Annotated in this window: 23 protein-coding genes and 2 tRNA genes; 18 read left to right on the plus strand and 7 right to left on the minus strand. The window is 71.7% G+C overall.

Annotated features, from left to right (window positions below; genetic code table 11):
- The first annotated feature begins 146 nt into the window (after positions 1 to 146).
- Positions 147 to 2,066: an ABC transporter ATP-binding protein gene (locus Pla163_RS05760; protein WP_145184936.1), complete on the plus strand. Its 1,920-nt coding sequence runs from the start codon at positions 147 to 149 to the stop codon at positions 2,064 to 2,066.
- A 148-nt stretch (positions 2,067 to 2,214) separates the two neighbouring features.
- Here Pla163_RS05760 and ispF read toward each other — a convergent pair whose 3' ends face one another.
- Positions 2,215 to 2,691 carry a 2-C-methyl-D-erythritol 2,4-cyclodiphosphate synthase gene (gene ispF / locus Pla163_RS05765; RefSeq protein ID WP_145184939.1) on the minus strand — a complete coding sequence of 159 codons (477 nt, stop codon included), beginning with the start codon at positions 2,689 to 2,691 and terminating at the stop codon, positions 2,215 to 2,217.
- Between the two features lie 168 nt (positions 2,692 to 2,859).
- Entirely contained in the window at positions 2,860 to 3,636 is a 777-nt protein-coding gene (gene ispD / locus Pla163_RS05770) for a 2-C-methyl-D-erythritol 4-phosphate cytidylyltransferase (RefSeq protein WP_419186359.1), read from the minus strand.
- A gap of 103 nt (positions 3,637 to 3,739) precedes the next feature.
- On the opposite strand from ispD, the gene Pla163_RS05775 reads away from it, so the two are divergent.
- On the plus strand, positions 3,740 to 4,330 hold the full coding sequence (locus Pla163_RS05775) for a crossover junction endodeoxyribonuclease RuvC (protein WP_145184945.1): 591 nt from the start codon (positions 3,740 to 3,742) through the stop codon (positions 4,328 to 4,330).
- Positions 4,331 to 4,422: 92 nt separating this feature from the next.
- The gene (locus Pla163_RS05780) at positions 4,423 to 5,295 is read left to right on the plus strand and encodes a hypothetical protein (RefSeq protein WP_145184948.1); all 873 of its coding nucleotides are present in this window, start codon (positions 4,423 to 4,425) and stop codon (positions 5,293 to 5,295) included.
- Here the strand turns inward: Pla163_RS05780 and Pla163_RS05785 are convergent.
- A complete protein-coding gene (locus tag Pla163_RS05785) occupies positions 5,268 to 6,011 on the minus strand; it encodes a lipid-A-disaccharide synthase N-terminal domain-containing protein (protein WP_419186360.1) in 744 nt (247 codons plus the stop codon). The genes Pla163_RS05780 and Pla163_RS05785 overlap by 28 nt on opposite strands.
- Positions 6,012 to 6,235: 224 nt before the next feature.
- Entirely contained in the window at positions 6,236 to 6,988 is a 753-nt protein-coding gene (locus tag Pla163_RS05790) for a glycosyltransferase family 2 protein (RefSeq protein ID WP_145184954.1), read from the minus strand.
- Positions 6,989 to 7,258: 270 nt separating this feature from the next.
- On the opposite strand from Pla163_RS05790, the gene Pla163_RS05795 reads away from it, so the two are divergent.
- The 10 genes from Pla163_RS05795 (at position 7,259) to Pla163_RS05840 (ending at position 17,534) form a co-directional block, all read left to right on the plus strand.
- On the plus strand, positions 7,259 to 7,666 hold the full coding sequence (locus tag Pla163_RS05795; protein ID WP_145184957.1) for a ComEA family DNA-binding protein: 408 nt from the start codon (positions 7,259 to 7,261) through the stop codon (positions 7,664 to 7,666).
- Positions 7,667 to 7,697: 31 nt separating this feature from the next.
- The gene (nadC, locus tag Pla163_RS05800) at positions 7,698 to 8,759 is read left to right on the plus strand and encodes a carboxylating nicotinate-nucleotide diphosphorylase (RefSeq protein WP_419186361.1); all 1,062 of its coding nucleotides are present in this window, start codon (positions 7,698 to 7,700) and stop codon (positions 8,757 to 8,759) included.
- Positions 8,756 to 9,244, plus strand: coding sequence for an ATP-binding protein (locus Pla163_RS05805; RefSeq protein WP_145184963.1), 489 nt, complete (start codon positions 8,756 to 8,758; stop codon positions 9,242 to 9,244). Before nadC ends, Pla163_RS05805 begins: the two co-directional genes overlap by 4 nt.
- A 215-nt stretch (positions 9,245 to 9,459) precedes the next feature.
- Complete coding sequence (locus tag Pla163_RS05810) at positions 9,460 to 11,925, plus strand: hypothetical protein (RefSeq protein WP_145184966.1); 2,466 nt, start codon at positions 9,460 to 9,462, stop codon at positions 11,923 to 11,925.
- A gap of 34 nt (positions 11,926 to 11,959) precedes the next feature.
- The gene (locus tag Pla163_RS05815) at positions 11,960 to 12,505 is read left to right on the plus strand and encodes a VanZ family protein (protein ID WP_145184969.1); all 546 of its coding nucleotides are present in this window, start codon (positions 11,960 to 11,962) and stop codon (positions 12,503 to 12,505) included.
- A 148-nt stretch (positions 12,506 to 12,653) separates the two neighbouring features.
- Positions 12,654 to 14,111 carry an adenylosuccinate lyase gene (purB, locus tag Pla163_RS05820; protein WP_145184972.1) on the plus strand — a complete coding sequence of 486 codons (1,458 nt, stop codon included), beginning with the start codon at positions 12,654 to 12,656 and terminating at the stop codon, positions 14,109 to 14,111.
- A 145-nt stretch (positions 14,112 to 14,256) separates the two neighbouring features.
- Positions 14,257 to 15,177 carry a sugar phosphate isomerase/epimerase family protein gene (locus Pla163_RS05825; protein ID WP_419186362.1) on the plus strand — a complete coding sequence of 307 codons (921 nt, stop codon included), beginning with the start codon at positions 14,257 to 14,259 and terminating at the stop codon, positions 15,175 to 15,177.
- Between the two features lie 204 nt (positions 15,178 to 15,381).
- Positions 15,382 to 16,491 (plus strand): DHH family phosphoesterase, encoded by a 1,110-nt coding sequence (locus Pla163_RS05830; protein ID WP_145184978.1) that lies wholly within the window; start codon positions 15,382 to 15,384, stop codon positions 16,489 to 16,491.
- A gap of 8 nt (positions 16,492 to 16,499) precedes the next feature.
- Entirely contained in the window at positions 16,500 to 17,276 is a 777-nt protein-coding gene (gene thiD / locus Pla163_RS05835; protein ID WP_419186363.1) for a bifunctional hydroxymethylpyrimidine kinase/phosphomethylpyrimidine kinase, read from the plus strand.
- Positions 17,277 to 17,459: 183 nt separating this feature from the next.
- Positions 17,460 to 17,534 (plus strand) — tRNA-Gly (locus Pla163_RS05840).
- 506 nt (positions 17,535 to 18,040) lie between these two features.
- Here the strand turns inward: Pla163_RS05840 and Pla163_RS05845 are convergent.
- Complete coding sequence (locus tag Pla163_RS05845) at positions 18,041 to 18,307, minus strand: 4Fe-4S dicluster domain-containing protein (protein ID WP_145184983.1); 267 nt, start codon at positions 18,305 to 18,307, stop codon at positions 18,041 to 18,043.
- Between the two features lie 115 nt (positions 18,308 to 18,422).
- Positions 18,423 to 20,516, minus strand: coding sequence for a hydantoinase/oxoprolinase family protein (locus tag Pla163_RS05850; RefSeq protein WP_419186364.1), 2,094 nt, complete (start codon positions 20,514 to 20,516; stop codon positions 18,423 to 18,425).
- 381 nt (positions 20,517 to 20,897) lie between these two features.
- On the opposite strand from Pla163_RS05850, the gene plsY reads away from it, so the two are divergent.
- The 3 genes from plsY to Pla163_RS05865 are packed head-to-tail and all read left to right on the plus strand — an operon-like array spanning position 20,898 to position 23,067.
- On the plus strand, positions 20,898 to 21,656 hold the full coding sequence (gene plsY, locus Pla163_RS05855) for a glycerol-3-phosphate 1-O-acyltransferase PlsY (RefSeq protein WP_145184989.1): 759 nt from the start codon (positions 20,898 to 20,900) through the stop codon (positions 21,654 to 21,656).
- Entirely contained in the window at positions 21,653 to 22,678 is a 1,026-nt protein-coding gene (locus Pla163_RS05860) for an NAD(P)H-dependent glycerol-3-phosphate dehydrogenase (protein ID WP_145184992.1), read from the plus strand. Before plsY ends, Pla163_RS05860 begins: the two co-directional genes overlap by 4 nt.
- Positions 22,675 to 23,067 (plus strand): hypothetical protein, encoded by a 393-nt coding sequence (locus Pla163_RS05865; protein WP_145184995.1) that lies wholly within the window; start codon positions 22,675 to 22,677, stop codon positions 23,065 to 23,067. The genes Pla163_RS05860 and Pla163_RS05865 overlap by 4 nt, the downstream gene beginning before the upstream one ends.
- A gap of 109 nt (positions 23,068 to 23,176) precedes the next feature.
- Here Pla163_RS05865 and Pla163_RS05870 read toward each other — a convergent pair whose 3' ends face one another.
- Positions 23,177 to 23,533 (minus strand): hypothetical protein, encoded by a 357-nt coding sequence (locus tag Pla163_RS05870; protein ID WP_145184998.1) that lies wholly within the window; start codon positions 23,531 to 23,533, stop codon positions 23,177 to 23,179.
- Positions 23,534 to 23,761: 228 nt separating this feature from the next.
- On the opposite strand from Pla163_RS05870, the gene Pla163_RS05875 reads away from it, so the two are divergent.
- Both Pla163_RS05875 and Pla163_RS05880 read left to right on the plus strand, forming a co-directional pair.
- Positions 23,762 to 23,839 (plus strand) — tRNA-Pro (locus tag Pla163_RS05875).
- Between the two features lie 149 nt (positions 23,840 to 23,988).
- Complete coding sequence (locus Pla163_RS05880) at positions 23,989 to 24,168, plus strand: hypothetical protein (RefSeq protein ID WP_145185002.1); 180 nt, start codon at positions 23,989 to 23,991, stop codon at positions 24,166 to 24,168.
- Positions 24,169 to 24,238: the final 70 nt, after the last annotated feature.

Here is a 24,238-nt window from a genome sequence, read left to right on the forward strand (position 1 = left end):
TGCTCGCGCGCGCGAGCTCGCGTCGCTCTTCGTCTCCGACCTCCGCACGAAGCGCGGCGTCCTCGAAGCTTCCGCGCGCGCGACCGCCGCACCGACGTTCTGCGACCCGATCCCGCGCTTCCGAACCACGTCTCGCCCCACACTCCGTGCAGTCCTCCTTCAAGAGCTTCCTGCGCCTCTTGGCGCCCCACGCCGCGCCGCGCATACCGGCGCTGCTCGTGGTCGTGTTGCTCGGGACGTTCGCATCGATCGGCGTCGTCGCCGCGCTGATGCTGATCGAGCCCCTGTGGGGGACGCTCTTTCCCGGGGCCCAGATCCCCGGGGCCGACGTGGCCGGTGCGGTCACGGGTGACGCCGCACGCGGGATCGCGGAGGGCGGCGCGAACTTCGCCGACCGCGTGCGCGCCTCGGTCGACGGACTCGTGGTGGATCTCGCGCGCTCGTTCTCCGACGTGGCGCCGGGCGAACCGCCGACGCGCTCGGGGATGCTCGCCGCAGCCGCGTCGATCCTCGCCGCGCTCGGCGTGATCACAGGCTTCGCCCAGTTCGGATTCGTGATGCTCTCGCGCTGGGTCGCGTTCCGCATGGTCATCGACCTGCGACTGCGCCTCGTGCGGCACCTCATGGGCCTGTCGATGCGCTACCACGGACGCCGTTCGTTCGGCGACGTGTTGAGCCGCATCAGCCAGGACGTGCAACAGACGTTGTTCGCGATCGACGTGGCGCTCAAGGATCTCGTCCAGGAGCCGGCCCAGGCCCTGGCGTTCCTCGTCGTGGCGATCCTGCACGCGCCGACCGGCATGGGCATCGTGATCCTGCCGGTGCTGCTCGTGGTGGCGCTGCCGGTCGTGATCCTGTCGAAGAAGGTGCGCAAGCGCTCGCGCAACAGCCTGACCGAACTGGGCGCGTCGGTGCAGGCGCTCAGCCAGATGTTCATCGGCATCCGCACGGTCAAGGCGTTCCGCGCGGAGGAGCGCGAACTCGACGCCTACGAGCGCCAGAACGAGCGCTACCTGCGCACGTCGATGCGCATGGTCAAGACGATCGCGACCACGCGCGGACTGACCGCCGGATTCAGTCTCGCGGGCTTCGCAGTCATCCTCGTCGCGCTCGGCTTCGCCGTGGATCCCGCCGCGAGCGAGGACACGATGGCGGGCCTGACGATCTTCATCGTGTCGATCGCGCAGGTCTACACGAAGATGAAGCGCACGACGAACACCGTCACGCGCTTGCAGGAGGCGATGGGCGCGTCCCAGCGTCTGGTCGAGATCCTGGGCGAGGAGGCCGACGTGCCCGACCCCGCGAAGCCGCGTCCGCTCGAGCGCGGTCTGCGCGATCGACTCCGACTCGAGGACGTCTCGTTCAGCTACGTCGCGGACGACGGACCGGCGCTCGAGGGTCTGAACCTCGCGGTGGCGGCGGGCGAGACGCTGGCGCTGGTCGGACCGTCGGGCTCGGGCAAGAGCACGTTCATGGACCTCGTCGCGCGTTTCATCGACCCGAGTTCGGGGCGCATCACCGTCGACGGCGTGGACCTGCGCGAGGTGTCGCTCGACGACTGGACGCGCACCTACGCGATGGTCGACCAGGCGCCGTTCCTGTTCCACACGACGATCCGCGAGAACCTGCGCTACGCGCGCCAGGACGCCACCGACGCACAGATCGAGGACGCCGCGCGCGCCGCGAACATCCACGACTTCATCCAGAGCCTGCCGAACGGCTACGACACGGACGTCGAGGACGGTGGGGCGCGCCTGTCCGGCGGTCAGCGTCAACGCCTCGCGATCGCGCGCGCGCTGCTGAAGGAAGCACCGCTCCTCCTGCTCGACGAGGCGACGAGCGCGCTCGACTCCGAGTCCGAGCGCTCGGTGCAGGACGCGCTCGACCGCCTGATGCAAGGACGCACGGCGATCGTGATCGCGCACCGCCTCTCGACGATCCGTGGCGCGGACCGCATCGCGGTGCTCGAGGACGGCCACCTGGTCGAGCTCGGCACCCACGACGAACTGCTCGCACGCGAGGGGACCTACGCCCGACTGCACGCGCTGCAGACGTCGGCGAGCTGAGCTCGCGCGGCGCAGCGGCGAACGCCGCGCGGCGCTGTGCACGTCCCTGTGGCCCGGTCGCGGGTGGACCGTAGGCTGGCGACCGCCGTGTGCCGCGTCGCACGTTCGGCGACGAGCGCGCCGAACGAGACCCGTCGACCGCCCGCGATCAGCGCTGCAGCAGGCAGACCGTCTGCACGGCCACGCCCGTGCCCCCGGCCAGAGCGCCGAGACCTTCGAGGCTCTTGCCCTTGACGTTGACCGCACCCGGATCGAGTCCGAGCAGTTCGCCGATCCGCGCGCGCATGGCGGCGCGGTGCGGAGCGATGCGCGGCCCTTCGGTCGCGACCACCACGTCGACGTTCACGATCGACCAGCCGGCCGCGGCCACGCGCTGCACGCACTCGACCAGCAGCGCCGCGCTGTCCGCACCCCTGAAGGTCGGATCCGTGTCGGGGAACAGCGTGCCGAGGTCGTCGAGCCCCGCCGCTCCGAGGATCGCGTCACCGATCGCGTGCAGCACCGCGTCGCCGTCGGAGTGCCCGGCCGGCCCGGTCGGGTGGGGCAGCTGGACGCCGCCCAAGATGCACGGACGTCCCGCCTCGAGGCGGTGCAGATCGAAGCCGGTTCCGACGCGCAGTTCCATCGCCCAAGGGTAGCGGCGCGCGGCCCGAGGTCCCACGGCGCCTTCCCGGCGAGCCGTGGTTCGATGCGGCGGACGGTCTGGACGAGTCGGACCGGTCGCGTGGGACCGCTCGCGAACTCGCGGACCAGGTCCACCGACCTCGGACGCGCGGCGCGCGCCCCTTCTTCGTCACTCTTCTTCGTCACTGTGCCGACCGCGCCGCGCGCGCAACACGGCCCGCACCCAGACCAGATCGTCGGGCCGCGTGACCTTCGGGTTTGGGCCACCGGACTCCACCAGCGCGACCTTCCCGCCGTCCTCCTCCCACAGGCTCGCGTCGTCGGTGGTGCGCCGCCCCGCGCGCTCGGCGGCGGCGTGCAGGGCGACCAGGCGCTCGCGATCGAAGCCCTGGGGCGTCTGCGCGCGCCACAGTTCGCTGCGGTCCAAGGTGCGGCCCGCGAAGCGTCCGTCGGTCGAGTGCTTGACGGTGTCCACCATGGCTTCGACGAGCAGCGCGGCTCCGTGCTCGCGCGCGGCGTCCACCACGCGCGCCACGTCGAGCGGCAGCACGAGCGGTCGCGCCGCGTCGTGCACGAGAACCGTCGTCGCGCTCGCGGGTACGGCGGCGAGCCCCGCGCGCACCGAGTCCGCGCGCTCGGCCCCGCCGGCCACCACGGCCGCGACCCGCCCGACACGGAACTCGGCCAGCGTCGATTCGAGCGCGCCCAGCTGATCGGCGCGCCCGACCACCACCACGGCGTCGACCACGCTCGCGAGCGCGCGCGCGGCGTGCACCAGAAGCGGCGCGCCGGCGGCCTCGAGCAGCGTCTTGTTCGACGGCGTTCGGCCGGGAATCGAGCCCATGCGGCGCGACGAACCCGCTGCCACGAGGACGGCCGCACTGCCCGGACGGCGCAGCTCGTTCGAGTGCTCGGGATCGGCTGGATCGGTGCTGTGGTCGCTCATCGCGCGGGCGGGTCTCGCCACTGGGTTCGTCGCGGGTCGCACGGCCCCGTGCGCCCCGAGCGCCAGGTCCCCGGACGGGCCCATGGCGTAGGCTCGCCCGAGCATGACGCCGCCCCCGCTCGAACTCGACCCCGACGTGGTCCTCGGCATCGACCCCGGCACGATCGTGGTCGGCTACGGGGCGATTCGCGGTGAGCACGGGCGCTCGCTGCGGGCGACCCTGCTCGAGGCCGGCGTGGTGCGCGCCAAGCAGTCGCGTCCACTCGCGGAGCGCCTCGGACTGATCCTCACGAACCTCGAGGCGCTCATCGTCGAGCTGCGACCCGCGACGGTCGTGGTCGAGCGGGCCTTCACCGGTCGCAACCCGCTGACCGCGATCCGGTTGGGGGAGGGGCGCGGACTGGCCCTGGCCTCGGCCGCGCGCCACGGCTGCCGGGTGGTCGAGCGGACGCCGGCCGAGACCAAGCGCCTCGTGGCGGGCACCGGGTCGGCCAGCAAGGTCCTCGTGGCCGGGGCGGTGGCCAGCCTGCTCGGTCTGCGGTTGGACGACTCGCCGCTCGACGCGACCGACGCCCTGGCGCTCGCCCTGTCGGAACTGCACCGCCCGGACATCGACCCGATCGCCCGGGCGAGCGAGCGCGCCGCCAGATCCCGTGTCGGAGCCGTCCCCGCGGCGCCTCGGACTCGCCGCTAGGAGTTCGCAAACCCCTCCAGCGGGGGTAGGCTTCTTCGCATGCTCGGGGCAGCGCGACGGCGCTCGACCTTCCCGGGCCGCGATCTGCGACCATGACGCCCGACGATCCCAACGACCGCCCCGCGGACGGCCCCGGCACCCCGGACGACTCCGCGCGCCGGCACGAGCCGCTCTCCGCGGCTCCCTCCACCCACGAACAGCTCGAGCAGGCGCTCGACCTGGCCCTGGGCGGGTTCCGGCTGATCGACCAGGGGCTCGAACTCTCGGGCGGTGGCCTCGTCCACCTGCTGGGTGCGGACGGCGCCGGTCGCCTGGCCATGGTCCTGCTGGTCTCCGAGTTCGACGAGGAGACCGTCTCGCGCGGCCTCGAAGCCCTCGAGCTGGTCCTCGACCACGGGCCGGTCCTGCACCACCACATCAGCGGTGGGAACTACGGCGCCCTCGGGCTCGATCCCGACCTTCCGCCGCGTCTCCTGCTGGTGGGGGAGGCCTTCGACCTGGACCGCACCCGACGCCTGACCACGTTCTGTGGCCGCGAGGAACACGCCGAGCTGTACGAACTGCGCGTCCTGCGCACCGGAGCCGGCGAGAGTCTGTACCTGCACCGCCTCGCCGGTCGCATCGAGCGCCAGACCACCCCGTTCCGCCGCCCGAACCCGACGCCGCCCGCACCCGCGGTCCTCTCGCCGCGCGGCGATCTGCTCGAGCTCCTGTCCCAACGCCTGCGCGGCCTCGATCCCGCGCTCGACGTCCGCGACTTGCCCCACGGGCGCCGCTGGAACCAGCACGGTTCGGCGGGAATCGTGCACGACGGGCCGCTGCTCGAAGCGCGTCTCGAGGGCGACGGCAGCCTTACCGTGCGCCTGTCCGGAGGCGACTCCGAGCGGGTGCGCAGCGTGCGCGAGCTCGACACCTTCCTCGAGCGCGTGGTCGCGACCTACTTGCGCGGACTGGGCGGCGCGTAGGTCGAACGGTCCGACGGCTGTACGCCGGACCGTCCGCCACCACCCGGTTCGAGTTCGAACTCGGGTTCACCGCTCGCCTCGGTCGTGTCCTCGTCCGTCGCCGCGTGCGCTCGTTCAGCACGTCCCCGGGCGTCGAGCACGAGGTTGCGGATCTGCACCAGCGGCCCGATCGAGAAGCCCGCGATCAGCACCGCGCGCTCGAGGTGGATCGCGTAGGCCAGGAGCGCGGCGTTGCCCACCAGGCTGACCCACCAGAACGCGCGCGGGAAGTGGCTCTTGCCGCGGCGTTCGGACAGCCACCACTGCAGCGGGAAGCGCGAGGCCCAGGCGACCGCGCCGACCGTACCGACCACGAACCAGGCCCCGTCGGCACCGGCGAAGTCGTACTTGTCCGAGCGGAGCACGTCGCGCAGCAGCGTTCCGCAGGCCACGATCGCCAGGACGGCGGCGTAGGGCGCGGGCAGGGTCCGGCTCGAGAAGGTGAGCGTGACGTTGCGCAGGTAGACCGCGCAGTTGATCACGAAGACCATCTGGAACAGCGGCAGGCCGGTGCCCCAGCTGTAGAGGCCGAGCAGGACCGTCGCCACCAGCGAGATCCACCAGAAGATCGGCGGCGCGACGCTGCGGCCGGCCTTCTCGGACGCGAGCCATTGGACGAGGAAGCGCGAGAAGAACAGCGCTTGACCGGTCCAACCGAGGAGCTCCCAACCGTTCATGAGTGGTGCGACGGTACCGGTGCGCGCGCGGCGCGGCCCGCTCGCTCTAGTGGTGTGATTCGCTCTTTTGGGGCACGGTTTCCCCTGATGTCGGCATCGTCCCGTACGGGCGCGCTGCTGCGTTGCGCCTCCTCCGAGACTCACAGCGAAGTCGAGTCGTCGGCGCGCCTTGCATCGCATCCCGTACGGAACGCCGAAATGCCTCAACAGAGCGAATCACACCACTAGTTGGCGCCGCGTTCGCCGCGCGCGGGTGCGTTCACGGGCAACCCGCGACCGATCTGTTCCGCGATCACGGGCCGCAGGATCCGCGAGCGCATCCAGCGCACCGCGAAGAGGTCCAGAAGGGCCCGCAGCGCCCGGTTCGAGATGCCGTACTTGCTGACGCCGGCCGTGCGCGGTCGGTGGTTCACCGGGTGCTCGAGCACGTCGAAACCGTAGTAGCGCAGCAGCGTCGGCAGGAAGCGGTGCATCCCGTCGAACATCGCGATGCGACAGATGGCCTCGCGCTTGAAGACCTTGAGCGAACAGCCCGTGTCGCGGATCGAGTCCTTCGAGATGGCATTGCGGATGCGGTTCGCGATCTTCGAACTGATGCGGCGCACGAAGGTGTCGTTGCGCTTCTGCCGGTAGCCGACGACCGCGTCCACACCGCGCGCCTCGAGCAGCGCGATCATGTCCGGCAGGTCGCGCGGGTCGTTCTGCAGGTCGGCGTCCATGGTCGCGACCAGGTCGCCCCGCGCCGCGTGGAAGCCGGCCGTGATGGCGGCGCTCTGGCCGCAGTTCTCGCGGAAGAAGAGGCCGCGGACGCGCTCGTCCCGGCGGCACAGGTCGCGCACGATCTCGCGGCTCGAGTCGCGGCTGCCGTCGTCCACCAGGATCAGCTCGAAATCCCCGTCGGCGAACGTGCGCCGGACCTCCTCGTACAGCCGCTCGAGGTTGCCCTCCTCGTCGTAGACCGGCGCGATCAGGCTCACGGCCGTGCGCTTGCCGGCAGCGCGGGAGGAGGCGCTCGCGCTGGGCCTGGACTCCGGGCGGGAGCCGGGGGCGACGTCGTCGGACGGCCGCCGGTGCGGTTCGGGATGGGTGGGCACGGAGCGTGTGGGGGAGCGCGGGGAGGCCCCGAAGAGTCTCCCGCTGAAGGCGACATTGCAAACCGGATTCGCGCCGACCTGCAACCTTCGTCCTGTTCGTGCGGTCCAGGTGGAGTGGATCGGGACGCGGACGGGCAGGTGTCGGGGGCACGGGTGGTCACAGGGGCAGCGCTCGTGGCAGCGGTGGCGCTGGCGCTCGGTCTGTTCCGGCGCGCCCTGGACACAGGCTCCAGCGGGCTGCGGCGGCCGGCGGCCCGTGCGGCGCACGAGCAGCGCGCCCTCGGAGCGGCCTCCACGCCGCTCGTGCCGCTGGATCCCCGCGCACGGGGCGCGCATCTCGACGGCTGGTCCGAGCGGGAACTGCGCGGTCTTCCGGGCCTCGGTCGCCGGCGCGCCGCGGACGTGGTGGCGCTGCGGAACGAGCGGGGAGGGCACCTCGAACTCGACGACTGGGAGCGCGTGCGCGGCGTCGGCGCCACCACGGTCGAATCCGTGCGCGCCGCCCTGGAACAGCGCCTTCGGGACGCGTCGCCACCTCATGAGCGCGGACCCGCTCCGTGACTTCTCCACCCCTGCGGCTAGACTCGCGTCGATGAGCAGTGAACCGGCCCCTCCCCAGGCCGCCAGCCGACCCGACGTTCCGCGCCTCGCTGGCCGGGAGATCGAGGACCTGGTGCGACTGGCCCTGCGCGAGGACTTGGGGGTACGTCGCGACCCCGCTTTCGACGGGCCATGGGGTGCGGCGGAAGTGGCGGCGCTGCTCGAGCGCGATCTCGCGACGGCCTCGGCGATCGAGCCGGGAACGCGCGCGGTCGGCGTCCTGACGGCGAAGGGGCGCGGCGTCCTGGCCGGCCTCGAGGTCTACGCCGCCACGTTCCGCGCGCTGGATCCGGCGGCCGAGACGGTCCTCGAGAAGACGGACGGCGAACGCGTGCTGCGCGGCGACCTGGTGGCGCGCACGGTCTGCTCGGCGCGCGCCCTGCTCACCGGCGAACGCACCGCTCTGAACCTGCTGCAGCGCGCCAGCGGCATCGCGACCCTGACGCGGCGCTTCGTGGATGCCGCCGTGAAGGGCGTCAAGGCCGGACGGACCGCGCCCGGCGTGTTCGACACGCGCAAGACGGCGCCCGGTCTGCGCGTGCTCGACAAACACGCCGTGGTCGCCGGCGGCGGATCGAACCACCGCTACGGCCTCTACGACGAGGCCATGCTCAAGGACAACCACCTCGATCTCTCGGGCGTGGACGCCAGCGACGAAGCGGCGCGTGCCGAGTTCGTGGCCCGCGTGCGCCAGGCGCTCCCCGCGAACGTGCGGCTGCACGTCGAGGCGCGCAGCGAGGGCGAGGCGCGCGGTGCACTGCGAGGCGGGGCGGACGTGGTGCTGCTCGACAACTTCGCGCCGGCCGACCTGGCCCTCGCCGTGCGCCACCTGCGCGCGTTCGCGAAGGACCTCGAGCGCGCGCCGGATGCGCTGCCGATCGAGTTCGAGGCCTCGGGCGGCATCGACATGGAGACCATCGCCGAGTTCGCCGGAACCGGTGTGGATCGCATCAGCGTCGGCGCCCTGACCCACTCGGTGCGCGCGCTCGACCTCTCGCTCGGCATCGAACTCGAGTCCTTGTCGACCGAACCCCGAACGCAGGACGACGCATGAAGGTGCCGCACCAACCGACCGGCCCCGCGCGGCGTCTGTCGCTCGATCTCCCCGCCGTCCACGCGGCCGTGCGTCAGGGCCGTCAAGCCGTGCGCACGTTCGCCAAGTTCGACGGCCTGCCCGACGGCGAGTGCGAGCACCTCGTGCTGGTCGTCGCCGAACTCCTGTCCAACGCCGTCGACCACGGGGGGGGCGGCGGTGCCCAGGAGCTCGCGGACCTCGTGGGCGACGTGCGCATGGAGCTCGACCTCGAGCTCGACGCCGACCACTGGGTCGTGACCGTGCGCGACCAGGGCACCGGCGATGCGAGTCAGCTGGCGCCCAAGCTCGCCGACGACGAGGAGCCGGACCTGCTCGACGACCGCGGCCGCGGGCTGTTCCTCATGCAGCAGCTCGTGGACGAGATGACGATCGGGCCGCGTGGCGACGGCCCGGGTCTGGTGGTGCGCTGCACCAAGAAGGTCGAGGCGCCCGAACCGGACTGAGCGGCGGCGCGAGCGTTTCGCCACACATCGCTGCGTAGTCGCTGCGCGTTCCGCCGGTAGAGGGCGGGTGTGATGACGACGAATCGAGCGAGCCGGATGGTGGCACTGTTGATATTGGTGGTGGGAGCCGCAGCTCTGTGGGTCACGAGCACTGGCTCGACCCAGGCTCCGGTCGAGAGCGCGGTCTTGGAGCAGCTGCCGGACTAGGATCGGGCATGCTCAGCCGCACGAGAACATGGGCCCTTCTCGTTGGAGTCGGTGCGACGCTCGTGCTGCTCGTTTGGCTCGTTCGTGGAGGCGGAGTCACCGGCGAGCCGGTGAGGCCCGACGCTCCGCTGAGTTCACAGGCCGCGGATACCAGCACCGACAACCGCGCCGACCTCGCTACCGAACGCCTCGAGGCGGACGACACTCGAGAGATCCTCGAAGTTCGCAAGGCCTCCGTGTTCCGAGGCCGTCTCGTCGGTCTGACCTGGCCGGGCGTCGACAACCCCGTGCCCGACGCTCGGGCGCGCGTATCGCTCTTCCACGTCCGCTCCACGCCCAATGAGGCCATCTTCGCGACCGACGTTCGAACCGATGCCGATGGCTGGTTCGAGGTGCCGTTGCCGTTCGACGAGGTGGACGTCGAGTATCCGGTCGAGAATCACAGGCGCCTGTACGTCCACGTGGCGTCCAGCGATTCGGGTGTTCGGATCTACGCGGGTGAACGCGACGGACATGCGCTCTGGAGAGGCGACGGCACCCTCGTCGCCGACCCGATTCGCTTCGAACCGGAAGAGCTCCTCTTCACGATCTCCGTCGTGGACGGAGAGGGCGAGCCGTTCACGGACGCCTGGCTGAACGTCGAGAGCGAGATCGACTGGTGGCGTGTCGGTCGCCGGGCGCGTGTGCGTGCGCAGTCGTTGCAGGACGCGACGCCGCCGCGACCGGGTGTCTTTGCTGTGTACGGCGAGTCGAATGTTCCGCTGACCTACCGTGTTGTCGCCGGAGGGGAGATCGATGGAGCTCGTTCTTCCAGCAGTGCCTCGCTCGCTGGTCTCGAGCCGGACGGAGGCTCGCACACCATCGTCGTTCCGCGCCGGCTGGGCCGCGTTCGCTTCGAACTCGCCTGGAGTCTGCCCGGGGACGAATGGGTCGTTCCGCTCCTGCGGACCCTTGACGTCGACAAGAGACTCAATGACGAGTTGGAGATTGCAGCGCTCATCGTCATAACGCGAACCGATCTCCTCGAGCTCGTGCAGCCCGTACTGGCGCCCGCAGGCGCTGGTCGAACCGATGCGGGCGGCGAGCGGTGGCAGGCACCAGCCTGGAGTGAGGCCTACCACGACCTCGAATTCCTCCGGGACGGTGCGCGGCGCGTGGTCGAGATCGACGTCCCGCCCGGGGTCTGGGACCTACGGGCGACCTCGCACGGGCGACCACTGCAGTGCGACCCGCTGCGGGACGCCCTCGTCGTCGAACCCGGTGGCGAGTACGACTTGGGCGAGATCGACCTGGCGGATCACCTGTTCCTGTTCACGGCGCTCTTGGCCTGGTCCCTGGAGGACGATGCCGAGACGCGTGGGTTCGACGGGGCAGCGAAGTTGAGTCGACTCGAGCGCGTCCGCGTGGACGGCTCGCGCTCGCACGCGCTGCTCATCGACGTCGGCACCCATCCGATCTGGTATTCGGGCCAGCGCAACCACGCTAGGCCTGGCGCGGCGCGCGGTCCTTGGTACTCGCCCCGTGGATCAGGGCGTGCGACCGTCGAACTCGAGCCGCTGAAGGACGATGACGGCGGCGGAGGCGGATGGAGGGGGATTTCGCTGCACCCCGTCATGGCGTCGAGCGAGTTCGGTCCATGGCTCCATGCACCATCCGCTCGTTCTCCGGTCGATTGGCTCGACGTGCGCGACATCCAAGATGGCCTCGGCTACCTCGACGATCTCGGGGTGATCGCCGCCTTGCTCGGTGACAGACAGTTGCTCGATGACTGGCAGGAGTTCTTCGAAGAGGGCTTCGACCTGGGTCTCTACGATCGTCTCGGCATCCAGGCCGACGACCTGATCGACCCCGACACCTGGGAGCGGACGGGCCACGTCGCCCTCCTGGTCAGCGCCCACCCGAACCCGTCGGTCCTGATCGGCATCCCCGGACGCGCGACCTGGCAGCAGACTCTGCGCCACGACGAGCTGAACGTCGTCGCGCCGCCAGTCGCCTCCGCGAGCGGGCTGGTCGTCCGTTTCCCCGAGGCGCGCGACGGCTGGCGCTTCGGCGTGCGCCTCCTCGACTGGCGCGGAGATCCGTGGGCCGTGGCACCGTCGGCGATCGCCCTGGCGGCGGGGGAACGCGAGCTGTCGCTCGCCTTCGACGCCGAGGGTGCCGTGCGCTTCGTCCCCTGCGCGTGGCGGACGGGAGGCGACGATCTGGGTGAGGCGTGCACGGGGTGGGTCGAGGCACCGACCCGTCGCGAGGACCTCCCGAACCCGAAGCACGAGTACTGGCCACCGTGGGTGCCGCCTCTTGGCTCTGGGGTCGCTGCCGACCTCGGTGCACACGTCAGCGAGGTCGCACTCCGCCGCGGCACCTGGCAGACCGTCGAAGCGTCGGCGTCACTCGAGGATCTCCATGCCGCCTTCGAGCGCGTGCGTCTGTCGCCGCCACTTCCGCGGCGCGAGAGCAGCGAACAGGCGCGCTGAGCCGAGGCGGTTCTCGGGCACGTAGCATGCCCGCATGGAGCGCGACGAGATCGAAGACGCAGTGGCTGCACGGGGCAGTCTGGGGCTCGTCCGCCGGCTCGGTTTCGCACTTCTCGCTCTTCCCCGCCCAGCCGGCGTCCTGCTCGCAGCCGCGTGGATGGCCTTCTCCTGGTGGCTGTCGTCGGGCACGCACGGGCCCCAGGACGGCGGACCGTGGTGGGGGTTCCTGTCGAATCTGGCCCACGCGCCGCTGTTCGGACTCCTCGCGCTCTGGTGGATCGTGGCGCTGCCGCGGCGTGACGCTCCGCTGCGTTGGGCGCGGCTCGGAGCGCGCGAGATGGGGCTCGTCGTCCTCCTCGTGCTCGCCTGGGGCGCGGTCGACGAGTGGCACCAGTCGGGCGTGGACGGACGCGTCGCGAGCTGGACCGATCTGGTGACCGACGGGGTGGGGGCGACGGCGGTGCTGGTGGTCGCGGCCTACGCCGGTCGGTCGGACGCGCGGGCGGCGGGTCTGGTGGCGCGGCTCGTGATCGGGCTCGCGGCCTGCGCGTTGGCCGCGGGCGTGGCGACGGCGATCTGACGCGCGCTCCGCGGTAGCACGTCTCGGCCGCACACCACGCACGTCGAACGAGGCAGAGCGCCCGCGTGTCACACACCGCGCCGGCGGTCGGTCGAAACCGCCGCCGCTTCCTTGGGGTCGACCGCTCGCCGTTCGCACAATGCCACCCATGAGCCCCGACACGAAGAGCGCCACGAATCCCGACGCCACCTACGTCTCGCCGCTGTCGTCGCGCTACGCCAGCGCGGGCATGCGGCGGCTGTTCTCGAACGAGCACCGCGCCGGGGTCTGGCGCGACCTGTGGATCGCACTGGCCGAGGCCGAACGCGAACTGGGTCTCGACATCAGCGAGTCCCAACTGGCCGAACTGCGCGCGACGAAGGACACGATCGACTTCGCGTCCGTCGCCCGCCACGAGCAGGAACTGCGCCACGACGTGATGGCGCACGTGCACGCCTGGGGCGAGCTCGCGCCGAACGCGCGCGGCATCCTGCACCTGGGCGCGACCTCGTGCTACGTCACCGACAACGGCGACCTGGCGATCTTCCGCGACGCGCTCGATCTCGTCCGCGCGCAGGTCATCGGGGTGATCCGCAACCTGCGCGACTTCGCCGTGCGCCACCGCGCGACTCCGGCCCTCGGACTCACGCACTACCAACCGGCCCAGGCGACGACGGTCGGCAAGCGCGCGACGCTGTGGATCCAGGACCTGGTGGCCGACCTCGAGGACCTCGAGCAGGCGCGCACGCAGATCCGCTTCCGCGGCGTGAAGGGCACGACCGGCACGCAGGCCTCGTTCCTCGCGCTGTTCGACGGCGACCACGCGAAGGTGCGCGCGCTCGACGCCGCGGTGACGAAGCGCATGGGCTTCGACCGCGTGTTCGGCGTCACCGGCCAGACCTATCCGCGCAAGCTCGACTTCCGCATCGGCCAGGTGCTGAGTTCCATCTGCCAGAGCGCGCACAAGTTCGCCGTCGACCTGCGCCTCTCCGCCGGGCGGCGCGAGATGGAGGAGCCGTTCGAAGCCAAGCAGATCGGCTCGTCCGCCATGCCCTGGAAGCGCAACCCGATGCGCAGCGAACGCATCTGCTCGCTCGCGCGCTACGTGATCGCCGCGCTCGACAACCCCGCGCAGACGGCGGCCCAGCAGTGGTTCGAGCGCACCCTCGACGACTCCGCCAACCGCCGCATCTCGATGGCCGAGATGTACCTCGCGACCGACGCCGTGCTGCAGCTCTACCTCAACGTCAGTGGCGGCCTCGTCGTGCACGAGAAGGTCGTCGAGAAGCACCTGGTCGACGAGCTTCCGTTCCTCGCCTCCGAGAACCTGATGATGGCCGCGGTGCAGGGCGGCGCCGATCGCCAGGACGTGCACGAGGCCCTGCGCCTGCACGCGCGCCGGGCCAGCGACGCCGTCCACCAGGGCCTTGCGAACCCGATGACCGCGAATCTGGCAGCGGACCCCGCTTTTGCCGGTGTGAAGGGGCAGCTCGACGCGCTGCTCGATCCCGCGCGCTACGTGGGCCGCGCCCCCGAGCAGGTGGACGAGTACCTGGCCGACGAGGTGGATCCGCTGCTCGCCCGCTGGCGCGACCTGGACGCCGGTGGGGGCGACGTGCGCGTCTGAGCCGCCCGCGGCCGCGTCGCTCGCGCGGCCGTGGCCCACCCCTGGTCCGCCGCCGCCGGCGCCCGGTCCGGATTTCGCTCCGCTTGGCGAGGGGGGTATGGTTCCCCGTGGGCCCCCTCTCTCCTCCCGACCTGCCAAGGCGTCCGTGACGGCTCCCGGTATCCCCAACGAGTTCGCGCTCTCGACCGCGTGCTTCGGCGCGCGGCTCCCGAACGTCCAGGACCAGGTCTTCGCAGCCGTGGGCATGGGCTTTCGGCGCATCGAGCTGGGGCGCTCGGACGCGCCGCCGGACATGTCCGGCCTGGAAGAGGCCCGCGGCGAGACGGGGATCGAGGTCGTGGGTCTGGTGGCCGGCTGTCGCGACGTCGTGGCGCCCGACATGGTCGCTTCGCAGCTCGGCTCGCTGGACGAGGACCGTCGCAAGCGCGCGGTCAATTCGCTGCGCCGCCACGCGCGCCTCGCGCTCGAGTACAAGTGCCGGCGCGTGATCGTGCGCGGCAGCCAGGTCGAGAACGCCGGCCTGAAGCAGCGCGCGCGCGCCTTCGACACCGAAGTCGTCGAGAAGGGCCTGACGCTCGATCTGTGCGAGCGACTCGCCCCGTTCGTCCAAGAGGTGCAACAGGAAGGCCAGGCCCAGGTGCAGCAGCTGTGCCGCTCGCTCCACGAGGTCATGGCCGCCTTCCCCGACATCCAGTTCGCGCTCGAACCCGGCCGCGGCATCGACGACCTGCTCGGCTACGACGCCATGGGGTGGGTGCTCGACGATCTGTCGCGACAGGGACTGGGCTACTGGCACGACGTGGGGCGTATCCACCTGCGCGAGCGGCACGGTCTGCCGTCGCAGGCGGACTGGCTCGACGCCTACGGCTCCCGCATGACCGGCGTCCACCTGCAGGACGCCGCCGACCACGAGGTCGGACTGCCGATCGGATCCGGTCAGGTCGACTTCAAGCAACTGGTCGACGCCGTGCCCCGCCGCGCCGAACGGGTGGTCGACGTGCACCACAGCCACGGGCGCATCGAGATCCTCACCTCCGTGCGCAACCTGCTGGCGCTCGGCTTCTGAGCGCGAGGAATAGCGCTCTCGACGGGTCGGATCGGGGCCGCGGGGGTGGCGGCTTTCGCGTTCGTAAGTTGTTGAGGGCAAGCAGATTGTGGATGTCGTGACCGCTCGTGGAGCTGCCCGGGCCCGCGCTGGACGATAGTGAGCCGTCCGCTGACCGTCGATCGGGTGCAGCGCGTCCGACCCGCACCCGGGTCGCCCACATCCATGAGTCCGACACCCGTGCCTCCGGGCCAGCCGCCGGTCGTTCCGGCCACCTCTGGCCCCCCGCGCGTCGAAGCGTTCGCCTCCGCCATCGAGCGGGCCGCTTCGCAGTCGGGTCGTCGCCGCGTCGCCGTCCTGACGCACAGGAACCCCGACCCCGACGCCATGGGCGCCTGTGTCGGGATGCGGATGCTCCTGCGCGAGCTCGGCTTCGAGGCCGAGGTGCACACGATGGGGCGCATCTACCGGGCCGAGAACCTCGCGATGATCCGCGAGTTGAAGTTCGACTTCCTGGCCTACGAAGCGCTCGACGTCGACCAGGTGTGTGGCGCGGTGCTCGTCGACACGCAGCCTGGATTCGGACACACGTTCGTGCCCGACGACCTGCCCGTGTTGGCGGTGTTCGACCATCACTTGGGCTCGAACGCCGAGAGCGAAGCCTCGCGCGAGATTCCGTTCAAGGACGTGCGCCTCGACGTGGGCGCGACGTCGAGCATCGTGTTCTCGTACCTCGAGGCGGTCGGGGCGGAGCTCGACACCAACACCGCGACCGCGCTGTTCTGTGGTGTGCGCTACGACACCGGCGACCTGTCGGTGGACGCGACGGACCTCGACGAAGAGGCCTACTTCCACTGCCTGCGACGCGCCGACCGCGAGGCGTTGTCCGCGATCCAGCGTCCGCGCCTCCCGCAGAGCTACTACCGCGAGCTGCACCGTGCCCTGCGCATGGCGCGGCGTTTCGGACCTGCGGTCGTCGGTCTGCTCGGTCAGGTCGAGAACCCCGAGTCCGTGGCCGAGCTCGCCGACTTCTTCGTGCGCATGCACGGTTGCGAATGGGCGCTCGTCGGCGGCACCTACGAAGGCGAGTACTACCTGAGCCTGCGCACGCGCCTCGGTGGCCGCGACGCCTACGGCATCCTGTCGGTCCTGCTCGACGGCGAAGGGTCGTTCGGCGGACACGGACGCATCGCGGGTGGTCGCGTCGCTCTGGGCGAGGCCGGCAAGCTCGGCGCGCGTCGACTCGAGCGGCGGATCCGCACGCGCGTGCTGCGCATCGTCGACCCCGAGAAGCGCTTCAGCGACGACGAGCGACTCGGCGGCACGCTCACCTGAGCCGAGGGATGCACGCGCGCGTTCTGGTCCTCGCGGGACACGATCCGACCGGCGGCGCCGGTGTGGGCGCCGATCGCGAGGCCGTCGTCGCTGCCGGTGGTGTTGCGACCTGTGTCGTCACCAACCGCACGGACCAGGACGGTCGCTCCGTGCGCGCCGTGCTCCCGGTCGCGAGCGCGTCCTTGACCAGCGAAGCACGTCGGGCGTTCACCGCGGACGTCCGCGCGATCAAGACCGGTCTTCTGTCGAACGCCGAACAGGTCGACGCCGTGTGCGACCTCGTCCTTGGGTGGCGCGCCGAGCGACCCGACCTGTGGGTCGTCGTCGATCCGGTCCTGGCCGCCAGCGGAGGCGAGGTGTTCCTGGACGGTGCGGGACGCGAACGCCTGCTCGCGCGCCTGCGGGACTTGGGCGCGGTTCTGACGCCGAACGTGCTCGAGCTGGCGGCGCTCACGGGCACGGCGGCCCGCGTCCTCGAAGCCGATCCCGCGCGACGGGTGGAAGCGGCGCGCGGTCTGCTCGAACGCGGCGCGCGCGCGGTGTGTGCGAAGGGCGGCCACGGGACCGAAGATCCGGTGGTGGACCTGGTGGTGGAGCGCGCCACGGACGGTTCCGTCGGGATCGCGCGCCTCGCCCGGCCGCGACTCGCCGGGCGCGGGATGCACGGCTCCGGCTGCCGCTACGCCTCGCACCTGGCGGCCGGGCTGGCCGCGGGGCGACCGCTCACCCGCGCGGCCGAAGCGGCGGGTGAGTTCCTCCAGCGCCTGCTCGCCGCCGGTGGGTGAGCGCGCTGGCGGGCACGTCCGGGTGCCCTGATCGCCGGACCCGAGCGTCCCGGTCGACGCAGTGGGCCGACGATTCGGGGTCCGGTGCCACGTTCGACGAGAGCACCGGGCAAGAGGGCTTGCATCGGTCGCTCCCGGTGGTATGTTTTCGCCCCGCGCCGGACGTTCACGTCCATCGCGCGAGCGGCTGTAGCTCAGTGGTAGAGCGCAACCTTGCCAAGGTTGATGTCGAGAGTTCGAATCTCTTCAGCCGCTCCATCCTCCATCCCGCGCCGGCGGCCCGCACCTGTCCACACGGGCAGCCGGGCCACTGCGGTGGCCGGAACCAGCGACCCCCGTCGGACTCGTCCGGCGGGGGTCGTTCACTTGCCGGGGCGCGCGTTCGCCGAGTGCGCCGCGAGTCGAGTCGGCGTCGGGCCGCCGCGATCCGCGTCGCGCCGTGCGGTCGGCCGGTCCAGGGGCACGGTCCAGGGGCACGGATCGGAAGCAGCGATCACAAGCACGGCTGAGCGGAACGGTCTCGAAGCCCGAACCGAGTCGCGCGCGCACCGCTGGCCGGGCCATGGGGCCCGGGCTCCCGGTGCGGCCGTCGAACGATCCGCGCGGCACTCGAGCCCGGAACGCGGCACTCGAGCCCGGAACGCGGCACTCGAGCCCGGAACGGGCGCGGCGCGGACGTCCCGTCGGGGACGACCGCGCCGCGCGCAATCTGTGGGGATCGGTCGACCGGCCAGCCTGGCCGCGTCGACGCCCGGAGCCTTCGCTCAGCGGTTCTTCTCGAACCACTCCGCGTTGATCTTCGTGTACTTCTCCCACTTCTCGGGGATCTCGTTCTCGTCGAAGATCGCGTCGACGGGGCACTCCGGGGCACAGGCGCCGCAGTCGATGCACTCGTCGGGGTTGATGTAGAGCATCTCGTGCTCCGCGAAGTCGGCCGCGTCCTTGGTCGGGTGGATGCAGTCCACGGGGCAGACTTCGACGCAGGCGGTGTCCTTGGTGCCCACGCAGGGCTCAGCGATGACGTAGGTCATGGTCGGTGGCGATCGTTCGTTCTCTCGAGGGTCCGCCGGCCAGGTTCGCGACGCGTTGGCGTCCGCGGGCTGCGGGCGGTGCAGGGTAGCGACGGCGGGCGCGCGGCGCACCCGCTCACGCCTCGTTGCGACCCGACTTGGACCGCGGAGCGCGCAATTCCAGGTGGGCGCCGCGCGTGACCCGGGCCGTCCAACCGGCGGGGACCAGGGTCGTGCCCGAGTACTCCTGCACCACGGCCGGCCCACTCAGCTCGTGCCCCTCGCGCAGTCCGTCGCGCAGCCACAGGTCGGCCTGTTCCACACGGTCGCTCGCCGGGTCCAGGCGCACCGGGCGGCGACCGAGGTGGGCGGCGGCCGGGGCCTGTCCGCGCCGGATCGCGGCCCGTCCGGCGGCACCGTCCGAGCTCGCCACGTCGCGCCCGCGTTCGGCCACGACCCGCAGGCGCACGACCTCGATCCGCTCGTCGTCGAAACGGTGCCCGTAGAGGGCCGTGTGCGCGGCGTGGAAGGCCTCGGCCAGTCCCGGACCGTCGGGCAGCCGCAGTTCGTAGGCCTGGCCGCGATAGCGCAGGTCGACCGACCGCGTCACGTGGATCCGACCGGACCCGGGGTCGCCCGAGAGTTCGGCCCGCACGCGCTCGACGAGTTCGGCCGCCCGGCGCGCTCGCTCGCGCGGCCCACATTTCGCGAGCGGAACGAGCACCGACAGCGCCGCCTCGCGCCGGGCCCGGGCCCGCGTCATGCCCCAGGCCGACAGCGCGCCGGGGTGGCGGGGGACGATCGCGCAGGGCATCGACAGGCTCGCCGCCAGGGCCGCGGCGTGCAGTCCGCCCGCACCACCGAACGCGACCAGCGGCAGGGTCATCGGATCGCGTCCGCGCTGGTGGGTCATGGCCGCGATCGCGCGCCGCATCGCCGCGCGCGCCGAGCCGAGGACCGCCCGCGCCGTGCGTTCGGGCGTCGCGCCCAGCTTCCGACCCAAGGCCTCGAACGCGCGCGCGACCGCGTCCGTGTCGAGCTCGAGCTCGCCGCCGACGAAGGCACCGCTGGCCACGTGTCCGAGGAGCACGTGCGCGTCCGTCACCGTCGCCACGTCCGAACGGCCGTAGGCCACCGGACCCGGGTGCGCGCCCGCCGAATCGGGTCCCGCGTGCAGCGCGCCGGCCGCGTCGAGGCGCACCATCGACCCGCCTCCGCATCCGATCGTGTGCAGGTCGAGGGACGGCACCGCGATGGGGTGGCCGCCGACCTCGGGGAGGTCCGTGACGACGGCCGCCGCGTCGCGCTCGCTGCTGGCCGCGAGTCCCGAGCGCACGCAGGCCACGTCGGTGCTCGTGCCGCCCATGTCGAGTGCGACGAGCTCGGGGTGTCCGCTGTCGCGCGCCGCGGCCTGAGCGCCGACCACGCCGCCGGCCGGGCCCGACGTGAGCACGCGCACCGGTTCATCGCCGGCGCGCCCGCTGGGCAGGTGTCCGCCCGACGACTGCAGGATCGAGAGGCGCGCGGGAGCGACGCGTTCGGCCAATGGACCGAGATAGGCGCGCACGAGCGGAACCAGGGCCGCGTTGACGACGGCGGTCGCGAAGCGCTCGAACTCGCGGTGTTCGCGCAGGAGCGACGACGAACACGTGATCGGGACGCCGAGCGGCTCCAGCGCGCGCGCGACGCGTTCCTCGATCGCCGGATCCGCGTAGGCGTGCAGCAGGCAGACGGCGACGCTCGCGACGCGCGCGCGCCGCAGCTTCGCGAGCAGACGCGCAAGTTCCTCGTCGCCCGGGTGCAGCGCTTCGACGAGCGGTCCCGCGTCGGTGCCGTCTTCGGCCAGGTCGTCCGCGCGCGCCGGGTAGCTGCGCTGCGCCACTTCGAAGCGCAACTCGCGCGGGACGAGCGGGCGCGGTCGGCGCGGTTCGAGCGCGTAGAGGTCGGGACGGGTCTGGCGACCGATCTCGACCAGGTCGCGAAAGCCCGTGTTCGTGACGAGGGCGGTGCGCGCCGTGCGTCCGGTGAGCAAGGCGTTGAGCGCGACGGTCGTGCCGTGCACCACGTGGTCCGCCGCGCCCGCACCGCCCGCCGCGGCCAGGGCCTCGAGCACGGCGCGTCCGGGGTCGTCGGGGGTGGAGGGGCGTTTATGCACGGTCTCGGTCCCGTCGGCGTCGAGCCGCACGAGATCGGTGAACGTGCCGCCGGTGTCGATTCCGAAGGTGGCCACGGCCCACACGCTACCCGCCGTCCCCAGGTCGCCGGCGCGTCGGACCCTCGTGGCTCCCGCGGGCGGCCGCGCGCCGGGTGGGTGGCGCCGCGCGCGGGGGCGTCCGGATCGGGTCCCGGGCGAGCGGGGCGCCGACCCTGCTGGGGGTGTCGTGGGTGGTGTCGTGGATGGTGTCGCGGCCGCCCCGTGGACGCCGTCGTCGCGCGGGAGGTGTCGCACTCCGGTCGAGGAATCTCCCACCGGCGTGCGACACCGATCGAAGGAGTTCCGTCGGTCGCTGTCGCACACCGGTCGGGAGCTCCTCGACCGGTGTGCGACACCCACTGGCAAATCCAGCTCGGCGCGAGGCATCGGGGCGGCGGTCGCTAGGCTCTTTGCGCGATGGATCTCGCGCCCCACCTGTCCCTGCCGATCGGCCTCGCGGACGCCACGTCGACCTTCGCGGACCCGCGCGTGCTCCTCGGACTGCTGGCGAGCTACCTGCTCGGAGCGGTGCCGTTCGGCTTCGTGATGGTGCGCCTGGTGAAGGGCGTCGACCTGCGCACGGTGGGCAGCGGCAACATCGGCGCGACGAACGCGATGCGCGTGCTCGGCAGACCGCTGGGCCTCGTGGCGTTCCTGCTCGACCTCGCGAAAGGGTGGGTTCCGGCCGCACTCTTCGCCCCCTGGTCCACCGGACATGCGCCCTTCGCGAGCGACGTGTCGGTCGCTGTTCCCGTGCTGTTCGGCGCCGCGGCGGTGGTGGGGCACGTCTTGCCCGTCTACCTGCGCTTCAAGGGCGGCAAGGCGGTGGCCACGGGCTGCGGCGCGCTGATCGCGATCGACCCGCTCGTGTTCCTGGTCGGCGGTGCGAGCTGGCTCGTCGCCCTCGGCCTGTCGCGCATGGTCAGCGTCGCCTCGCTCGCCATGGCCGTGGCGTTCGCGGCCGCTGCCTGGTGGCGTGCTCCCGCCCACGTCGACGGCGCGTTCCTGGGAGCGGGGTCGAGCGCGTTGGCGGTGTTGATCCTGTGGCGCCATCGCTCGAACATCGGACGCATCCTGAAGGGGACCGAACCGCGGATCGGTGCGCGGCGCGCGGCACCCGACGACTCGAACGGCCCGGCGCCGACGACCACCCACGACCAGAGGACGACGCGATGACCCAGGAACGAGTGTGTGTGATCGGCGACGGCAGTTGGGGCACGGCCCTGGCGCTGAAACTCGTCGAGGCCGGCCATCGCGTGACCATGTGGAGCGCGTTCCCCGAGTCCTTCGAGCGACTCGCGAAGACGCGCCGCAACGAGCCCTACCTGCCGGGCGTCGAGCTGCCCGCGGAACTGCACCTCTCCGCCGATCCGTTCGAAGCGGCGGACGGTGTCGTCGCCGCCGTGTCGGTCGTCCCGACCCAGTACCTGCGCGCGACGATGGCGCGCTTCGAGGACGCGCTCGGCGGCACGGTCCCGATCTTCAGCGCGAGCAAGGGCCTCGAGATGGAGACCCTGCGGCGACCGACGCAGATCCTGCGCGAGGTGCTCGGGCCGCGTCCGCTCGTGGTGCTGACCGGGCCCAGCCACGCCGAGGAGGTGGCGCGCGGTCTGCCGGCCAGCGTGCTGTCGGCCAGCGAGGACGCGGAGGCCGCCGAGCTCGCCCAGCGCCTGTTCAGTCACGCGCGCTTTCGCGTCTACACCAGCGACGATCCGCTCGGCGCCGAGTTGGCCGCGGCCTACAAGAACGTCATCGCGCTGGCCGCCGGCATCGCCGACGGCCTCGAGCTGGGCGACAACGCCAAGGCGGCACTGGTCAGTCGCGGCATGATCGAGGCGGCGCGCTTCGGCCAGGACTCCGGCGCGCGTCCGCGCACGTTCTTCGGTCTCGCCGGCGCCGGCGACCTGATCGCCACCTGCTTCAGTCAGCACTCGCGCAACCGCCGCGTGGGCGAAGCGATCGGACGCGGTGCGACACTGACCCAGGTGCTCGACGACATGCAGATGGTCGCCGAGGGCGTGTGGACGACACGCGCCCTCTTCGGTCCCGAGCGCGAAGCACGCCCGAGCGACCTTCCGATCGCCGAGCAGGTCCATGCGGTGCTCTTCGAGGAACGCGATCCCAGTGCCGCGGTGACGGCGTTGATGGAGCGCGTGCCCGTCGGCGAGATGGAAGGCCTCGAGCTCGACGCCCGATGACACCGATCGTCGGGTTCTTCGTCTTCCTGCTGCTGACGGTGGCGGCGCTCGGCGTCGTGGTCGCGACCGGCTTGCGGCGCAGACGGCGTCTGCACGTGACGTTCGTGATCGTCGCTCTCGGCCTGCTGGGCGGAGCGATCGTGTACGCCCTGCGGGTGGGGGAGATCTACGACCTCGAAGCGGCTGGTGCGATCACCCCGATCCATCTGAACCTCGCGCGCATCACGACGGTCTGCTACCTGCTGCCGGCCATCACGGGCGTTCTGACGTGGCGCGACGAGCGGTGGCGGAAGCTGCACGGGCGCCTGGCCTGGACGATCGTAGCGCTCACGATCGTGACGACGATCACCGGCGCCATGATGCTGATGGGCGCCGAGCGCATCGGTTGATCGCTCGCTGCGGCGCGACCTCGGTCGACTCGGTTCGACTCGACCGGAGGGGATCGGGCGGGGGGGCGTCGCCCGTTCGAGCACGTTGCGCGCGAGCGCGGGGCCCGAGCTAGCGCGGTGGGGCGCCCACGGCGGAACCCGGCGCCGAGTTGTCCTCGGCGGAGTCCGGTACCTCGCCCGCACCGGTCTCCGGTGCCTGCTCGCGGTACTCGGCCAGGCCATGGGTGCTCCCGAGCAGGAACGGCGTGGCGAGCAGACTGGCGTTCGCGAGGATCGGGATCACGGCGATGGCCAGCCACAGTCGGTTCTTGCCGCGCAGGCAGAGGAATCCGCAGATCAACCCGACGCCGGCGAAGAGGCTGGCGATCGTCGCGACCAGGGCGATGCTCGGCAGCAGGTCGGGGACGAAGCGCTGCATCACCAGATCGGTCCACCAGCAGCCCCAGGCGAACGTGGCGCAGCTCATCGAGACCATCCAGGTCCGGTGGCGGTGACGGGCGGTGGATCCGGACGAGCGGAGCGAGCGGTAGAGGCGAGGCACGGTCCTCTTATAGGCGGGTCCGAGCCCTTCGGAGTCCACGAGCCACCGAACCCGGCCCCGAGACCTCGACCTGCGACCGCGCCCATCCGTTCGGAAGCCCGTCCCCGCGCTTGCCGCCCCCTGGTGCCGTCGCTATCCTCCTCGTCCCTCGGTCGGGGCGTGGCGCAGCATGGCTAGCGCGCTGCAATGGGGTTGCAGAGGTCGGAGGTTCGAATCCTCTCGCCCCGACCATTCAACGGCACCCCAGGTCTCGTCCGTCCTCGAGCGACCGTGCTCGGCCGGTGATGCCGGACTGGTGACACCGGACTGGTGACACGAGGCCGGGCCCACGGAGCCTCTTTCAGCGATTCCGGCCCCAGGCGGCGGAGACGAGTGACGGCATGGCCAGCAAGTTCGAACGACACCGGCAGCCGTGGACGCCCGACGAGATCGGGAAGCTTCGTTTCATGGCGGGCAAGGACATGAGTCTGAAAGCGATCGCGACGGCGCTCACCCGCAGCGAGGAGTCCGTGAAGAAGCGGGCCAAGGTCGAGAAGCTGAAGATCAGCAAGGCGCGGTAGTCGGCGTTTCGGTGCCGCACTCGCGTCACCTTCTTCAGCGCTGGCGACGCGCGACGACCCGGCTCGACGA

This window comes from Rohdeia mirabilis, assembly GCA_007750655.1.
In the GTDB taxonomy this organism is placed as follows: Bacteria; Planctomycetota; UBA1135; order UBA1135.

Bases quoted from the DNA above. Each gene is read 5' to 3' on its own strand.
- ispF (WP_145184939.1), bottom strand. From the start codon at position 2,691: ATGGAACTGCGCGTCGGAACCGGCTTCGATCTGCACCGCCTCGAGGCG.
- ispD (WP_419186359.1), bottom strand. From the start codon at position 3,636: ATGAGCGACCACAGCACCGATCCAGCCGATCCCGAGCACTCGAACGAG.
- Pla163_RS05775 (WP_145184945.1), top strand. From the start codon at position 3,740: ATGACGCCGCCCCCGCTCGAACTCGACCCCGACGTGGTCCTCGGCATC.
- Pla163_RS05780 (WP_145184948.1), top strand. From the start codon at position 4,423: ATGACGCCCGACGATCCCAACGACCGCCCCGCGGACGGCCCCGGCACC.
- Pla163_RS05785 (WP_419186360.1), bottom strand. From the start codon at position 6,011: ATGAACGGTTGGGAGCTCCTCGGTTGGACCGGTCAAGCGCTGTTCTTC.
- nadC (WP_419186361.1), top strand. From the start codon at position 7,698: ATGAGCAGTGAACCGGCCCCTCCCCAGGCCGCCAGCCGACCCGACGTT.
- Pla163_RS05805 (WP_145184963.1), top strand. From the start codon at position 8,756: ATGAAGGTGCCGCACCAACCGACCGGCCCCGCGCGGCGTCTGTCGCTC.
- Pla163_RS05810 (WP_145184966.1), top strand. From the start codon at position 9,460: ATGCTCAGCCGCACGAGAACATGGGCCCTTCTCGTTGGAGTCGGTGCG.
- Pla163_RS05815 (WP_145184969.1), top strand. From the start codon at position 11,960: ATGGAGCGCGACGAGATCGAAGACGCAGTGGCTGCACGGGGCAGTCTG.
- purB (WP_145184972.1), top strand. From the start codon at position 12,654: ATGAGCCCCGACACGAAGAGCGCCACGAATCCCGACGCCACCTACGTC.
- Pla163_RS05830 (WP_145184978.1), top strand. From the start codon at position 15,382: ATGAGTCCGACACCCGTGCCTCCGGGCCAGCCGCCGGTCGTTCCGGCC.
- thiD (WP_419186363.1), top strand. From the start codon at position 16,500: ATGCACGCGCGCGTTCTGGTCCTCGCGGGACACGATCCGACCGGCGGC.
- Pla163_RS05845 (WP_145184983.1), bottom strand. From the start codon at position 18,307: ATGACCTACGTCATCGCTGAGCCCTGCGTGGGCACCAAGGACACCGCC.
- plsY (WP_145184989.1), top strand. From the start codon at position 20,898: ATGGATCTCGCGCCCCACCTGTCCCTGCCGATCGGCCTCGCGGACGCC.
- Pla163_RS05860 (WP_145184992.1), top strand. From the start codon at position 21,653: ATGACCCAGGAACGAGTGTGTGTGATCGGCGACGGCAGTTGGGGCACG.
- Pla163_RS05865 (WP_145184995.1), top strand. From the start codon at position 22,675: ATGACACCGATCGTCGGGTTCTTCGTCTTCCTGCTGCTGACGGTGGCG.
- Pla163_RS05870 (WP_145184998.1), bottom strand. From the start codon at position 23,533: ATGAGCTGCGCCACGTTCGCCTGGGGCTGCTGGTGGACCGATCTGGTG.
- Pla163_RS05880 (WP_145185002.1), top strand. From the start codon at position 23,989: ATGGCCAGCAAGTTCGAACGACACCGGCAGCCGTGGACGCCCGACGAG.